Origin of the sequence: Mesorhizobium sp. 113-3-9 (genome assembly GCF_016756515.1) — a bacterium.
Taxonomy (GTDB): domain Bacteria; phylum Pseudomonadota; class Alphaproteobacteria; order Rhizobiales; family Rhizobiaceae; genus Mesorhizobium.
The window spans coordinates 4,177,682-4,192,070 of record NZ_AP023246.1 but is presented as its reverse complement, the minus strand read 5'-3'; the positions used below and the strand labels follow the sequence as shown (position 1 = coordinate 4,192,070).

Below are 14,389 nucleotides of genomic sequence, written 5' to 3'. Positions count from 1 at the left end.
GAAGACCGCCCATTCCGGAGGTTCGGAAGGTTATAGCTATTGTTGATAGCGGACATTGTCGGTGGCCTGATCAACAGATCAGGCTGGTGGATATCCCGCACGTAAGCAGCGAGCACCTATGTCGGTCACAAGGAAGAACCATTATGTTCCCCAATGGCATCAGGAGAGGTTCTTTACTCCGGGCATGAAGACTCATTGCTTGCTCGACCTGAAGCCGCCTAGCTACAAGGGCCGAGACGGGATGGTGTCGAGCGGGCGCCACCTATTCAATTCACCCACTTCACGGGCGTTCGTCGAGCAGGACCTCTACTCGACATTCTTTGGAGTCGAGATCGAAGACGAGATCGAGAAAAAGCTTTTCGGTGACATCGACCGGCGGGGCGCCGACGCGATCCGGGCATTCTGCGCTGATGACCAGCGTGCCTGGCATGAACATTTCGAAGACCTTTTTGAATATCTGGACATCCAGAAATTGCGGACGCCAAAGGGTCTCGCATGGCTACGCCAGCAGTATCCGGAGATTGGTCGGCTCGGCGAGATGTTGCCGGGTGTTGCCCAGAACCAGTTGATGTTGGAGATGCAGGGTATCCGCATGCTAAACGTGACGACCTGGACGACCGGAGTTCGGGAAATCGTCTCCGCGGAGCAGGCCGGCGTCAAGTTCATCCTCAGCGACCATCCGGTCACGGTTTATAACCATGCCGTACCGCCGTCTGACGCGCGCAACCGACACCCCAGAGATCCATCGACCGCTCTGAAGGGCTCGCAGACACTCTTCCCGCTGGGCCCGGATCACCTCCTGATCCTTACTAACCTCGAATACGCAAAGGACCCCGCGGTGCGCCCCGACGCGAAAAGGACGTTTGCGCGGAACTACCAGCCTACGATGGTGTCGACGATCGAGTTCATCAAGACGCGATACCTCACCGACGATCAGGTCACCGAAGTGAACTTCGTAATCAAGGCCCGCGCAGACCGCTATGTCGCCGGGTCGCGCCGGAAAGACCTTTATCCCGAAAAGGTGGTGTCTAAGTCCTGGGCCGACCTTCGAGCAACGTTCCTGCCGCCGGCGGACGAGCTATACCGGTTCGGTGGCGAGATGTTTGCCAGTTTCGACAACGGTGATGTCCACTATCAGGACGAGTTCGGGCGAACCGAAAAACCCAGAGAATGGCTGCTGAAGGCCGAGCCCAAAGCTCAGCCCCGGTCACGCGACTACTGTCCGTGTGGATCCGGGCAGCCGTTCGGAAATTGCTGCCGGGACAAGCCGGTACACCTGCGCATGTCGTGGACGCAGAAGAGTACCCGCGAGCGCAATATGATGTTCATGGACGCTTTGACCCTGCTCTTCGAGCTGGAAAGCAACGACTGGGATACGGTCCGTCGCGAAATGACCGATGACAAGATCGCGCGGATGTATGGCTTGTACGAGGCCCTGTGGCCGCTCGAGACCGACCTGCTATCCCTCATGCCCAAGCCGGATGGCAAAATGCGTTCGGTGTATACAGGGTCGCTCCATCCCAAATTGATCATGGAGTTCGCGCTGGGGGCGCCGCTGTATTTTGGTGAGGTGATCATCCAGAACCCATTCATGATCTCACGAACCATACAGAAGGATAAGCGACCCACGGAGCACCCCCGCCAATACCGCGGCGAAGCCCTCAAGACCCTGATGACTTTCCTGCAGCTCATGCCGCTCGTCGAGGCAGGGCTGGTTACCCTGATCCCGGATCCGTGCGATTTTGATTTTCACCTCCGTGACCAGATGATGGCCATGGCTAGGGCTCGTTCCCAGACTGTTAAGTTTGGCCCGTCCGACGATCCGAGGCTTGAGACGGTGATGCAAGAAGACATGCGCCGTATGATGCTGAACATGCCGAAGGAAACTCTTGCCAAGCGAATGCTGGAGATAGCGGGCGATGACGAGTCGATCGGGATAAATGCCCTCGTTGAGTTCATTGAACAGATGAAGGTGGACGACATGCTGGCCATCCTGCAGGGCGACCCGCTCATGGACGGTGGTCAGTTCGAAGTGATGAAGATGGCGCCCAACTTCGAGATAGCGATGTACCTTGCCCAGGCGACCGGCGCGCAGATACTGACCGACAGTATCTTCCGCTGGAGAGAACTTCAGGCGGCCCTCGCCAGGCGGCATCTCGGAACCACGCCTGCCCTGATCCAGTTGCAGCGCGAGATCGCATCGACCCAAGTCGAATTTCCGGTAGGCCACCAAGCGATATTCCGAGTGTTAAACGACCGGTCGTTTCGCGCGATGGAGTCGCTCTTTCGTGCCGCCTTCGCCTATACGGCTTCCCGTACCGCTGACAATCTGAAACCGAACTTCGAGGCACAGCTCGCCGCACGCTTCCGGCGAGAGCGGGACTCGATGAAATCCTTAATCGCCAGCGCCAAGGTCCCCGCCATCGCGGCGCGCCTTACGACCGCGTTTCGCTTCGGAGGCTTTCAGGACAATACCATCAATCGGCTGTTGCTGATGTCGAGCTCCGAGCACCACTTGCACTCCGTTCCTATGGCGACGCTGATAGAGCGTTGGGATGCTGCACCACGAGCGGACAACGCGAAATCTCGGGTACACTGAGCCCAGAGCACCACGTAAGTCTAGCGGCTGCTATAGCTTGCTCTGTACCGAAAGCTGCCGGGCTGCCGGCCCCTTCCCAGTCATTGAACCAGCCCCAGAGAAAAGTGTTCAACATTGCCAGCAACGTGCCACTCCATCGCCACTAGTCGCTGTTTTTTCGTGATGCGCTGGTGTGCCATGAGACTGGATCGTCAATCCATCGATTGACATCGGATTCCCGCCAGCCCGCCCCGTTGATGCTTATCTTGATCTGAGCGGGGAACGTGCCTTCGGCGATCTTGCGATAGATGGTCGAGCGGGACAGACCGGTTCGGGCAAGGACGGTACTGAGGCGCACAATACGATCTGACTCGGGCATAGCTTGCCTGCTTCAAAGTGGTTGTTGCTAGACACGACGAACCGAATGCTGGACGCAATCAGGTTTGTCGCTTCAGCCGCCTGCGGCGTGAAAACGGCGGCAAATCGGAAGGGTGTCAGAGCCCAAGGCCCCGCCCCTTTCCGATGCCATGGCTGAATGCCAGTTCCGCACCAAGGCGCCGGCCGGAATCGATCTTGATGCCAAGCTCGCGTTTGCGGTTTGCAAGCAGGGATTCAAGTTGAGGGTCGCGTTCGAGGCTCTTGGCCATGTCGGACATGGCCGAGCGCGTTGACTTGTAGCCGGACATGTCGCCGGCCTGATATTGCTCACGTCCGGTCCGATCGAGCTTTTGCCAACGTTCCACGAAACGGTCGGCGCGGCGGCCGGGATCGTTGTCCATCCCGGTGCGGATTTCGGTTTCGAGCTGGAGAGCAAGCACAACGCGGCTGACGCGGCCAGCCCCCGCCTCGCGGACAAGCTCGGGATTCTTCACATAAGCCGCTTCGGCATCGCGCCAGCCATACGGCCGCACCTTCTCGAAAGCGCTACGGGCATCTCTCAATTCGCGCGTCTGCTCAGGACTGCCCTGCCCGTCCGCATTTGCGTTGTGCGACATCGCGTCGAGCGCGCGCGCGTGACGCACCAGCGCCTTGGTGCGAGCGCTGCGCAACGCTGCCTCCGAATCCACCGAAGCATCCCCCTCGCGCTGCGCAGCCCTGGCGGCCGCTTCTCTTCCAGGTGCGGCGCCGACATCGCCGCGCTGCGTTCCACTGCCCCCCCTTTCCGGCCCTTGCCCGCGCTCTTGTCCGGGCTCCGCCTCTGAAGGTGGGCGCAACCCGTCCAGCAGCTCGCCGATCCTGTCGCGCAGCTTCTCCGGAACGATCCGGCGCACGATCTCGACCACGCGCTGTCGGAAGGTGATGCCGCGCCGCTCGGCATAGCTTTGCACGGGGTCAATCTGCTCGTAGTCGGATGCCATCTCCTTGGCGCGGTCGCGTGACAGCGTCCGGACGAGCCGTTCGCGGGTTCCGAACTCATCGTTGCCGTAATGCAGTTCCATCCCTTCGCGATGCCGCGACAGTGCGACGTAGCTGCCATGTGCATCGATGCCGGGCGTGGCGAGGACATGGGTCCGGTCGGCGGTCATGCCCTGCGCCTTGTGAATGGTCGCGGCATAGCCGTGGTCGATGTGCGCGTAGTCTTTCAGGTCGAACTGGACCGATCTGCCGTCGTCGGTGCGCACGGTCATGCTCTGTGTGCTGACTTCCTCCACAATGCCAAGCGTGCCGTTCTTGACGTCGAGTCCGCGCTCATTGCGCAGGAACATGACCCGGTCGCCGCTGGCGAAGGTTCTTGCACCGCGTTCCACATTCACCTGGACATCGTCACCCAGATCGCCGGCAGCGCGCATGCGCTCGCGTGCTGCCTGGTTGAGCGCACGCACCTCGTCGTTTGCGTGTGTGAGAATGATCCGGCTTGCCTCTGGATGCGCCTGCCTGTCGCGATCCCAGCGCTCGACGAGTTCAGCTCGCGCTTCGTCGTGCGTTGCAGCTCGATGCACCATGCCGTGCGCGTCGTAGGTGCTGATCGCAGCATTGATCCCGCCGGTTGCAAGATCGCGCGTGGCATCACGCTGCCAGTCCTCGCGCTGCCGGCGCACCTGCTCGATTTCGACGCCGCCGTGGCGTTCATGGATCGAACGGAATGCAGCACCCGCTTCGATCGCCTGCAGCTGTTGGGGATCGCCGACAAGGACGACTTTTGCGCCAGCGTCCGCCGCATGGGAGAGCACGCGCTCCAACTGGCGCGTGCCGACCATGCCGGCCTCATCGATCACCAGGACATCGCGCGTGGTGAGCAGATCCCTGCCCTGTCCCCAGCTATGCTCCATACTGGCGATGGTGCGTGACGGGATGCCTGATCCGCCTTCCAGATTCTCGGCCGCAATGCCGGAGAGTGCGGCGCCTTTAACCTCATAGCCGGCTGCCGCCCATGCCTGGCGCGCAACGCCCAGCATGGCGCTCTTGCCGGTGCCGGCAAAGCCGACAACGATACCAAGACCGTGACCATCGGTGATGTGCGCAAGCGCATCGGCCTGCTCGCCCGAAAGGACAAGCCCGCCTTGCGCAGCGCGCGCCAGAGCTACCTCGCGATGTGCCTCACTCACCGCGTGTCGCTCGTCCAAATCGATACGCTCCGCCGCGCGGTGAAGGCGCTGTTCGGTCTCAATCATCTGCCGGGTGGTGAAGCGATCTTCGCCACGCCTGTCCTTGCCGAGCTCGACCAGATCGGGTGCATTGCTGATGGCCGCCATCACCGCGTTGAACTGCTCCATTCCATCGCTGTGCCGATGCGCGAACTTCGCAATGTCTTTTCGGGTGAAGGTCGATTGCTGATGGGTGATGGCGTCCAGCGCCACGGATGGATCGGCAACGATGCGCGCGCCATTGTTGCGCGCGATCTCGCGATGCAGTTCGGCGCGATCTGCTTCACTATCGCCAGCAGCAAGGCCACTGCCCTCGATGCGCTGCGCCGGTGCACCAATCTGGGTCTGCGGCTCCAGGGCAATGCCCTGCGCTTCCAGACTGCGATGATCTATGCGCGCGTCGATGTCGAGTTCGGCCAGGCGTTCGTTGGCAAGCTCCGCCCATCGCTCGCGCCAGCGCTCAACCAGCTGGGTAGCATTCCAGTCTCGAACCTTCGCGCCAAAACCGTTCTCGTCCACGGCCCGCATGGTGAGCATGACATGGGCATGCGGTTTGGGACTGCCATCCTCCGCCCTGTCCCAGTGCACATTGAGATCGGCGACCATGCCCTTGCTGACAAACTCGACCTGAACGAAGCCGCGCGCCAGTTCGATGCCTTGCGGCTGGCTGAGTTCACGCGGCAGCGCAAACTCCACCTCGCGCGCAAGCTGCGCATCCTTGCGTACCTCGAACGCCTCGACATCGTTCCACAGCCGTTCGCGATCGCTCCAGGCCTCCGGTGCATCCTCCGGCAGCATCACCTCAGAATGAACGACGCCGCGTTTGGCCGAAAAATCATGGCTGCGTTCGATCCGCTCGTCGCGCAGCCGCGAGGCCGAGCGGTAGGCGGCCGACGCGACAGCGCTGCTCCCAGCCTTGCGGCCAATGACCTTGACGTGAAGATGATAGATCGCCATCGCGACAGGATCATTTGCACGGCAAAGCGCACGTCGGCACGACGTATAAGCGCGCCCTCCCTCGAAAAAATCTCGGGATGGACCAGCCCGTCCCGGGCTGTCTCGGCAACCCTGAAGCCTTCCGGCGGACGCTCGCCTATGATCGCCGCATTGACGTCAGATGGAGACAGCCATGCGCAAACCACGGGACTTCGACGCGGAACTGAAGGCGCTGGAAGAAAAAACGCGAGAGCTCAAAACTCGAAAGGTCCAGCAGCTTGGCGAACTGGTGATCGCCACCGGCGCCGATCAACTCAGCACCGAAGAACTGGCCGGCGCACTGGTTGCAATCGCTGAGACGAAAGACACGGCAAAGCTTGAGGCATGGGCCAAGCGTGGGGTGATGTTTTTCGAAAACAGGTCCAGGCGAACTGCTCCGACATCTCAGCGCAACGCTCGCAGCACTCCAGCGCAACCGGGCGGCCCACAATCGTCGGCAAGCGGCACGGGCTCGCAATGACATGCGCGCCTGGCAGGTCGAGCGTCGCAAGCGCACCCGACATCTGATCGAACTCGGCGGTCTCGTCGCCAAGGCAGGCATCGTCGAGCTGACTGGCGATGATCGCGCCACCATATATGGCGCGCTGCTCTCTACGGCCGACAAATTGCAGAGCGCTGAAGGCGAGCATGCACGAGATCTATGGGCCGCGAAGGGAAAGCAGGCATTCGATGCGGAACGGCATGAAGCCCATAAGAACCGGCGAACATGACCGGTGGTTGTGAGCAGCGGGCGGTGCAAAGCCGCGAACTTTTATCCTCCGCTGCTCGCCCGTTGGGGCTGTACTCAGAGCGATGTGGCGATAACCAGAAGCGGCGTAGTCCGCCGCTACTCCTTACCAACGGAGTGCTCTACCACTGAGCTGCCGCAGCAACGGGCGTCTGAATAACCGTTGACGCCTTCAATTGCAAGGCGTTAGGGCCTCTTTCGACATCATCCGGCGATTTGGTGCGTTAGTGCCAGTGTGGCACCAAATAGACTCTACACACCCGACAGCCTGTACCGTTCTGGCGAGAGTTACACCATTCTTGTGACCTGTTTGGTGCCAAATCGGCTACGATTTGAATTCACTTACCCGCGAGACCCTCCGCGCGCGTCCTTGGCTCCGCCATGGCTCGAATTGATGCGGTTGCGAGGTTCCCCCACCCACAGCAGATGCGGGCGTTCAGCCAAGTCCCACAACGTGCTATTATTCGCCACATGGGAAGGCAAACCGGAGAGCGAAACAGGCTGTTGAAGCGCCTGTAGAACGTAAGCAGAGGCCGCCTACTACGCCCGTAAATGTGGGATCTCCGTAGGCGAGGCCGCCAACATCATCCGAGATGCCAACGCTCCGAAACGCTTGGACAATGTGAAGCGGTAGATCCTTACACGCCATTCGCCTGGGCATAAGGCGGCGTTTCGGCCAGATATTCCGTGAACTGGCGTTCCAACTCGGCCACCGCCGCGTCCTTGTCGGCATTCCTGCCGCGCTGGCCGCAATGCACCCGCCAGCGCCTGTGGTTGGTGCTGATCGTCCAGAACCAATAGCCCTTGCTCGGACCGTGCGGCTCCCCAAGAATGCGGCCGACGCACGTGCCGAGGAATGACCGTTCATAATCGAATGGCGCGGCGTCGCCGCCGACGATGATCCGGCCCCAATCAAGCGAGAGGCGTGCGTCCCGATCGCCGACGTACCGAATCGCCTCGACTATGCTAGCGAAAGAACCGACCACTTCGTCGTCCTGCAGGACCTCATAACCATCGGCCGCGGAATCGCGGACCTTCAAACCGATAAGCCGGCATCAACCTTTTCCTAGCTTCTTGCCAGGACAACTATCAGGCCAATGACTCCGTCAGTCGGCCAAGCCGGCATCCCGGTGGCGACGGGCATCATCGATCGCATCCATGGCGCTGCCCGTGTCGTCTTCAATTTCCGCTCTGCTAAAGCCAAGCATTTTAGCATCGGCGAAGAGCATCTCAGCCAGCTCGGCGACCGGGGTATCGTCGATCTCTTGAATGGTGTTGGCAATCCATTTGAAAAGGAAGTTAGTCCCGCGTGTACTCATGCTGCCAGAGGCTCGTCCCGGTCAGACATCGAATAGGTCGTCCGGGCCGTGGCCCTTCACATCGATGATATCCGGCCGGCCGATCTCTTCGATGATGTCAGGCGTGTTGTTGCCGGGCTTGCCGACCTTGCTGCCGATCGGCCACATCTTCATGAGGTCCCAAGGAAAGGGCTTCATCAGGTCGTGAGGATCGGCCTCCGGGCCGAGCCAGCGCATGTAATCGGCGGGCGCCAAAATCACCGGCATCCTGTCATGGATGGTTGCCATGAGACTGTTCGGCTCGCAGGTGGCAATTGCGAATGTGCGGACCAGTTCGCCCGTGACCTTGTCGGCATACTCTTCCCAGATGCCGGCCATAGCGAAGGGTTCGTCGTCCTTCATCGCGATCGCATAGGGCTATTTCCTCTTGCCCGAGGCATCCAGCTTCTGCCATTCGAAATACCCGTCCACCGGCACCAGGCAGCGCCGTGAGGCACAGGCTTTGCGGAACATGCCGTTGGTCGCAATGGTCTCTCAGCGTGCGTTGACGGGCGGCGGCCTACGCCGCCGTCACGAGCCCAGCCGGGCACCAGGCCCCACCGCGCCGACACGAAGCCGGCCATGCTCGTCGACAACTCCTCGCGGACGATGATCGGATAGGTCAGACTGGGCGCGCCGTTCCAGAGGGGAAAGCTGTTGCCCAACCGCTCGACCTCGCCGGCATGGGCGAATTCAAACCGACGGACCATGTCGGGGATTGTCGTCTTTACGAGAACGCGTCCGCACATTTTGGATGCTCAATCGTTGCTGTCAGGGAAGGCCAAAAACGAACCGGGAACGAATCAAGGCTGAGTTTGCCTTCGCAGCCAATCCTTTGACTGCTCATTCTTGAAAGCGATCGCTTCCTCGAGTGACCGAAACGGCACAGCTGTTATCGAACCGTCCGGCATCATCTCGACCGCCAAGAAAGGCAGGCCCTCGATAGGCGGCGGGTAAATAATGAAGGCTGGCGCAATCTGTTTCAATCTAAGAGACCCGGGTCGAAATGCACGATCGCGTCGAGGATGGTGCGGTAGAGACTGTCGACCTCTTCGTCGATCTCGCTGCGCTTGATCCCGATCGCCTTGGCGTCGGCGATGAGTTTGTGGGTCAGCTCATCAACGGAAATGACATCGGCTTTTGTCGTCTCGGGGACGTTATTTGCCAGCCATTGATCCAGAAAGTTGACGCCACGTGTGCTCATCGAGGCTTAAGATCACTCGCCAGGTTAGGTTCCGTGCTCCCAGCTTTAAGCCTCTGCTCCCGTAAATTTGCAGTTTTCGATTCTCGCGCAGCGCGCTCAGCATCCAGCAAAATCTTGCTCTCCCGGTCGGCGCGCTCGATCTTGTCGCGGTCGACTTTCCATTTCATGACAGCCCCCTTTGGTCTGACGGCCAAAAAATCGCTGACTTGGAATAGTTTTCCTGGCTCGATTTGGGGAACGTAGGGAAAGCAAGCGGTGTGGCGATAGAGGTGGGTTGGCTTGTGAAATTTGCAATTCGAGTTCGGCTCGCTTCGATGAGCTTTGCTTCATCCCGTTCGCCACCTTGGTACAGCGCGATCAACCAAGCGGCCAATTGCTCCTCAAACAGGGTGCCACGCGCGACCCTCCCCTCACTGCAAATACGGTCGAATATGCGCTGCAGTAATTCGATTTCCTCTGGTTGAAAGCATTCCAGATTTTTGCGGGACACACACTGCGCCTCCATGTCGGGGCGGAAGCGCGATGTTCGCTCACAGCCGGCAGAGCCCGTGGCAATTTCCGCCGATGTGTCGAACCTACTCCCCCAGGAGCCCTGGGTCTGCATCATTTGATAGCTGCAACCACTGCCGTATTCGCACCAAAGCCGGGGGCTCAGCGATTCCGGAACCTTCGCCCGGCCCGCAGGTTGTAAGTTTCGGCAGAAATTCACGGTGACGACGTTGTTGAACTGGAAATCGAGGATTGTATGTCTCGGTACTATTTTGATGTGCACGACGGAGAAGAGCTCACTGTGGATGAAGACGGAATATTTTGCGCTTCGTTGGAAGAATTGAGTTTCCATGCTGTAGATGTCCTGCCGGACATTGCTCGTGAGGTTTTGCCAGATGGCCCGAGGCGGATATTATCTGTAAAAGTTCGTGACTGTTCCGGTCAGCATATCTTTCGCGCGACGTTGACACTCGCATCTGCTTGGATACGAGAAACCGTCGGTGGCGAGCTGCAGCCAGGTGGCGACCGCTGGCAGGCGGCACTGACGGGAGCGAGAACGCAAGTGAGCTCACTTCGAAGGGAGTTTGCGGAAGATGGATTTTCTAACCATCTTGAAGAGTTGGACAGCTTGTTCTCTGTGGCGGAAGCCGAGATACTCCGGCTGCTAGCACGGGAAGCTCCAAGTCAATGATGTCTTAGGTTTCTTCCAGGAAATCTTGAAGCGACGCATGTCGCAGATCCTCTTCGCCGTGCAAGTGCTTCACCCGGCCGATGATGCCCGGCTTAACCCATCGCGTCACCGGCCGCTTCATGCCCTTCGCCGGCCCGGCATGCTCCTGGACGCGCTTCCATAGCCGATCTCGGATATACCTTTGGAGTTGATAAAGGCTGAACCCACATATTTCCCAGTCTTCCGGTCGGACATGAGCGCGAAGGCCTGCTTTCCCGTCTCGCGCTCGACGCCAAGCAGATCGTATTCCTCGACCGCATAGCGAGGTCGCGTATAAGTCCCATGTTGTTTCCCTTGTAAGGGTTTACGGATTCGCGGCTGTTAAGTGTTGGTGGAAGCTACCGGAACGGCAGCCGCGTGGCGCAGTTCATGCAGCGGCGAGATCTGAACTTGCCAAGTCAGGCAGACTAAAAATAATGGTGGCTGAAACGCTGGCCTACTGGCGCTGCAATGCGGAAAGCTCAGTCCGCGATCACGGAATGTTCCGCTTAATTAGGCTCGACTAATTGTTGTCGCGGCGGTGATGCCCGATCCCGCCGGGGCCAGCGCGGGGTGTCAGGCAACTGTTTAACCGCCCCGCGCTGGCCCGCGAGCCTTGAAGCCCACCCGAGCCGGCCGAAAAGACTCGCTAATCCGCCCTCAGAGGCGTAGAGGGCCGGTGTCGCCAGCCACGGCAAGGGCGCTGGCGCTTGGAAGAGTCCATCACGCTTTCGCCCAACGAGGGAAAAGCGATGTCACTCGATAATTTGGTCAATTCCGAACAGCTTTCGATGCTCACCAAGGTACTCAACAGCTACTGCGAAGAGGCTGGGATTCCAATAGGCCACCCGGCAAGGGAGCACTTCGGACGGCGGCTGATGAGCCTGTTCCAATCCGGAATAATCGATCCTGGCGCTCTAAAGGCCAAGATGAACGCGGGCTACGAAGATTGGCTAGGCGAGATAGGTGCAACCGGTTCTTTTATACCGCCCAAACTTTCCTCCGACGATCAACTCGTAGGCGACAATATCTTACCGGGATCGGACCGTAGGGGTAGACAGGCAATCCGCCTCCGTCACTAAAGCAACCGCCAGCGCGGTGCGGATGCCAAGGCGCACACGCTGGCCTTCGGCAAAAGACTCGGCAAAGGCTTTATCCAAGAAGCTTCGGGTGTATGAGTTGCCGCGCTTTTCCACGATGGCCACAACCCACTCACCCAACAATTCGGACAATTGGACGTTTGGGGAAATCTGCGCGGCGACAGTAGCCAAGGCTTCATTCTCCCTGTAGGGGTCGAAAGCACCTGTGGTCGCTCTCAGCCGTTGGCGCCCCTGTAAGTTGGCCTACGATCCGAAGATAGTGCGCTTCGCTGTCTTAGCGGTCGAGTCAATTTCGTGAGAGGCTGATGACGCGACGGCGCTGGCGGATAATGGTTCCAATTCTACCCAGCATCACGGCCAAGGAAGGCACCATGACGCCCGACGAGGTGCGCACGGCCTTCGTAGCAGCCGCCAAGGCCTGCGGCATGCTGCGAGGCGAATAGAAGAGCCCGCCACCGCGAAAACAGTGACGGGCTCTTGTTTGTCTGCTCGGCGGAAGGACACCGAGCACCTGACAAACCTAGCCGAGCGTTTTCGGTTCCAACAAAAGGCCGCGCGCTAGCTTTGACGAGCGCTCTCTGAAGGCAACAGTGCGCGCTGAACAGGCTTCACGGTTGCTGTCCGGTGTCAGGCGATATTTCGGGAAGCTTGTCATTTCGGGCCAGATCATCCAGCAACCGGATGACAGCCTTTGCGTCTTCCGACTTGCAGGAATAGTAATGCCAGGTGCCTTCGGCGCGGCATTCCACAATCCCGTGTTCAACAAGCACGCTGAGATGTTTTGAAAGGGTGGTCTGTCTGACGCCCACCTGCGAGACCAGGTCGGTCACCGTTCTTTCCTGATCCACCAAATGAATAACGATCAACAGGCGCTTGTCCTGCGCCAGGACAGCAACCCACCGCGCGGCGACGCCCGCCTGCTTGCGCAGCGTTGGGCGTTTGATCGGGCGCCACCGCAGAGCGGGGTCTGCCCTGATTTCCGCAAGTCTTTGCCTGACGTATGAGGCCATTTTTATGTCCCTGTCCGCAGCGGAGCAAAATCGTTGCCCCGGCTTCGCGAGTCAACAGGCGTCAAAAAGGCCCACTGCCGGATAGGTAATGGCAGCGGGCCAGGGTCCGAGTGCTGGGATCAACCAGCATAGGTCAACGAGCTGCCGCGGAGTTGGTTAAATATTAATTCGGCGGCAATTGCCCCTGTCGAGAAGCTCCAGCTTCAGGCGACGGTGAAGCCGCCGGCGCCGAGCATCAAGGCATCGAGCTGAGCTTAGGCTGCGTCAATAATACGTCGGGCGACTAGCTGCAGCTGTGCCAGCCTCAATCATACCTAAAATCGCAAGAGCTCGATTTCGCGGAACCAGCTTTCAAAAGCGAAGTTCCTGAGGTGCCTCAATTCGAGGCGTCAACACGGGAGACCAATCATGGCGACGACCAAATCGGCCTCACCTAAAGGCCTGAGTGAGCTTTTTCACGACACGCTCAAGGACATCTACTTTGCAGAGAAGAAGATCCTTGCCACGCTGCCGAAGATGGCAAAGGCCGCAAACAGCCCAGATCTGAAGGCGGCATTCGAGAAGCACCGCGGCGAAACTGAGGAGCATGTCGCGCGCCTTGAAGAGGTGTTCGAGGTCATCGACAAGAAGCCTCAGGCCAAAACGTGCGCAGCAATCGTCGGCATCACCGATGAAGGTGCCGAGATCATGGAAGAATATAAGGGCACCCCTGCCCTCGATGCCGGCCTGCTGGCGGTCGCTCAGGCTGTCGAGCACTACGAGATCTCGCGCTACGGCACCATGAAAACATGGGCAACCGAACTTGGCCTCGACGAAGCCGCGTCCCTCCTCGAGCTGACACTCGGCGAAGAAAAGGCCACCGATGAGGCGCTCACAGCGCTTGCTGAGTCGACTGTCAACGCAGCGGCCGAAGCGGCTTAGCGCTACCGCGTCCCCCTTCGCATCCTGAGCCCCGGAGTTGAGCGCCGGGGCTCACGTCTCCTCTTTAAGCGTAAATTCCCTCCTCGCAGGAGAACGGACATGGAAGTAGTTGATACTCAGGTTTTTCGGGTCGGCGACGCCCACCTGGTGGAGTTCCAGGGTGAAGGAGGAGAGCAGATCCGCGTGACCCTGGCAGCAGGTACATACCCTGTCTCGGACGATGAATTGGTCGAATCGGCCAAGGCTGTGCTGGTGCAGGTGGCTACTTTTGGCGTGGAACAGCGAACCCCGACCGGTGTCGTTGACATGACTGACGAGCGCTCGGTTGATGCCGACAGCTACACACTTGAATACCAGGACGACGGGCAGGCCCGCCAGGTGGCTGGCATTCGCTTGCCTCATCTCGCAGCTGTGGAAGAAGAGGTGCGCCGATCCGCTGAGGATCTGTGGCGCGCCGCCCTAAGCAATAATCGGGTCCCGACCGGTTGGGCCGTTAGAGCGCGCGATGCCAATGGAATAATTGTCGCGTCGATTGATTACTCCGAGCTGCAGCAGCTCGGTGTCGACGACGCCATGGGAGGCTGACATGCGATTATTCTCGAAGCTGTTTGGCAACAAGCCTGGTCCGGAGAAGTCGGGCGACATGCGCAAAAAAACGGGCGCTGGGCCGGCAATCGCAGCGCATTCGAAAGACGCTAGAACCGCCGCGCCTACCGGACAGAAGCGGCAGGCT

The 14,389-nt window shown here is 59.6% G+C and carries 16 protein-coding genes and 1 pseudogene; 7 read left to right on the top strand and 10 right to left on the bottom strand.

The window, feature by feature from the left end; genetic code table 11:
• The first annotated feature begins 118 nt into the window (after nucleotides 1-118).
• Complete coding sequence (locus MesoLj_RS20305) at nucleotides 119-2,599, top strand: DUF4238 domain-containing protein (protein ID WP_202322042.1); 2,481 nt, start codon at nucleotides 119-121, stop codon at nucleotides 2,597-2,599.
• Between the two features lie 142 nt (nucleotides 2,600-2,741).
• On the opposite strand, the gene MesoLj_RS20300 is transcribed toward MesoLj_RS20305, so the two are convergent.
• Nucleotides 2,742-2,957 carry a helix-turn-helix transcriptional regulator gene (locus tag MesoLj_RS20300; protein ID WP_044547753.1) on the bottom strand — a complete coding sequence of 72 codons (216 nt, stop codon included), beginning with the start codon at nucleotides 2,955-2,957 and terminating at the stop codon, nucleotides 2,742-2,744.
• Between the two features lie 115 nt (nucleotides 2,958-3,072).
• Nucleotides 3,073-6,120: a Ti-type conjugative transfer relaxase TraA gene (traA, locus tag MesoLj_RS20295; protein WP_202322040.1), complete on the bottom strand. Its 3,048-nt coding sequence runs from the start codon at nucleotides 6,118-6,120 to the stop codon at nucleotides 3,073-3,075.
• 172 nt (nucleotides 6,121-6,292) lie between these two features.
• On the opposite strand from traA, the gene MesoLj_RS20290 reads away from it, so the two are divergent.
• On the top strand, nucleotides 6,293-6,619 hold the full coding sequence (locus tag MesoLj_RS20290; RefSeq protein ID WP_202322038.1) for a conjugal transfer protein TraD: 327 nt from the start codon (nucleotides 6,293-6,295) through the stop codon (nucleotides 6,617-6,619).
• Between the two features lies 1 nt (nucleotide 6,620).
• A complete protein-coding gene (locus MesoLj_RS20285; RefSeq protein ID WP_202322036.1) occupies nucleotides 6,621-6,869 on the top strand; it encodes a conjugal transfer protein TraD in 249 nt (82 codons plus the stop codon).
• Between the two features lie 655 nt (nucleotides 6,870-7,524).
• Here the strand turns inward: MesoLj_RS20285 and MesoLj_RS20280 are convergent.
• From MesoLj_RS20280 to MesoLj_RS20255, 6 genes and pseudogenes are all read right to left on the bottom strand, one after another.
• On the bottom strand, nucleotides 7,525-7,926 hold the full coding sequence (locus tag MesoLj_RS20280) for a hypothetical protein (protein ID WP_202322034.1): 402 nt from the start codon (nucleotides 7,924-7,926) through the stop codon (nucleotides 7,525-7,527).
• 66 nt (nucleotides 7,927-7,992) lie between these two features.
• A complete protein-coding gene (locus MesoLj_RS20275) occupies nucleotides 7,993-8,205 on the bottom strand; it encodes a DUF768 domain-containing protein (RefSeq protein WP_202322032.1) in 213 nt (70 codons plus the stop codon).
• Nucleotides 8,206-8,226: 21 nt separating this feature from the next.
• Nucleotides 8,227-8,972, bottom strand: a pseudogene (locus tag MesoLj_RS20270) (SOS response-associated peptidase).
• Nucleotides 8,973-9,205: 233 nt separating this feature from the next.
• The gene (locus tag MesoLj_RS20265; RefSeq protein WP_202322030.1) at nucleotides 9,206-9,427 is read right to left on the bottom strand and encodes a DUF768 domain-containing protein; all 222 of its coding nucleotides are present in this window, start codon (nucleotides 9,425-9,427) and stop codon (nucleotides 9,206-9,208) included.
• The gene (locus MesoLj_RS20260) at nucleotides 9,424-9,594 is read right to left on the bottom strand and encodes a hypothetical protein (RefSeq protein ID WP_202322028.1); all 171 of its coding nucleotides are present in this window, start codon (nucleotides 9,592-9,594) and stop codon (nucleotides 9,424-9,426) included. The genes MesoLj_RS20265 and MesoLj_RS20260 overlap by 4 nt, the downstream gene beginning before the upstream one ends.
• A complete protein-coding gene (locus tag MesoLj_RS20255) occupies nucleotides 9,591-10,268 on the bottom strand; it encodes a hypothetical protein (RefSeq protein ID WP_202322026.1) in 678 nt (225 codons plus the stop codon). The genes MesoLj_RS20260 and MesoLj_RS20255 overlap by 4 nt, the downstream gene beginning before the upstream one ends.
• On the opposite strand from MesoLj_RS20255, the gene MesoLj_RS36840 reads away from it, so the two are divergent.
• Nucleotides 10,173-10,607 carry a DUF6894 family protein gene (locus MesoLj_RS36840; RefSeq protein WP_446720249.1) on the top strand — a complete coding sequence of 145 codons (435 nt, stop codon included), beginning with the start codon at nucleotides 10,173-10,175 and terminating at the stop codon, nucleotides 10,605-10,607. The two genes, MesoLj_RS20255 and MesoLj_RS36840, sit on opposite strands and share 96 nt — an antisense overlap.
• A gap of 1,049 nt (nucleotides 10,608-11,656) precedes the next feature.
• Here MesoLj_RS36840 and MesoLj_RS20250 read toward each other — a convergent pair.
• Nucleotides 11,657-11,896, bottom strand: a complete 240-nt coding sequence (locus tag MesoLj_RS20250; RefSeq protein WP_202322024.1) for a hypothetical protein — start codon at nucleotides 11,894-11,896, stop codon at nucleotides 11,657-11,659.
• A 134-nt stretch (nucleotides 11,897-12,030) separates the two neighbouring features.
• Between MesoLj_RS20250 and MesoLj_RS20245 the strand changes: the two genes are divergently transcribed.
• On the top strand, nucleotides 12,031-12,168 hold the full coding sequence (locus MesoLj_RS20245; RefSeq protein WP_202322022.1) for a hypothetical protein: 138 nt from the start codon (nucleotides 12,031-12,033) through the stop codon (nucleotides 12,166-12,168).
• Between the two features lie 165 nt (nucleotides 12,169-12,333).
• Here the strand turns inward: MesoLj_RS20245 and MesoLj_RS20240 are convergent, their stop codons facing one another.
• On the bottom strand, nucleotides 12,334-12,735 hold the full coding sequence (locus MesoLj_RS20240) for an ArsR/SmtB family transcription factor (protein ID WP_202322020.1): 402 nt from the start codon (nucleotides 12,733-12,735) through the stop codon (nucleotides 12,334-12,336).
• Between the two features lie 408 nt (nucleotides 12,736-13,143).
• On the opposite strand from MesoLj_RS20240, the gene MesoLj_RS20235 reads away from it, so the two are divergent.
• Both MesoLj_RS20235 and MesoLj_RS20230 read left to right on the top strand, forming a co-directional pair.
• Nucleotides 13,144-13,656, top strand: a complete 513-nt coding sequence (locus tag MesoLj_RS20235; RefSeq protein ID WP_202322018.1) for a YciE/YciF ferroxidase family protein — start codon at nucleotides 13,144-13,146, stop codon at nucleotides 13,654-13,656.
• Nucleotides 13,657-13,755: 99 nt separating this feature from the next.
• A complete protein-coding gene (locus MesoLj_RS20230; protein ID WP_202322016.1) occupies nucleotides 13,756-14,241 on the top strand; it encodes a DUF6894 family protein in 486 nt (161 codons plus the stop codon).
• Nucleotides 14,242-14,389: the final 148 nt, after the last annotated feature.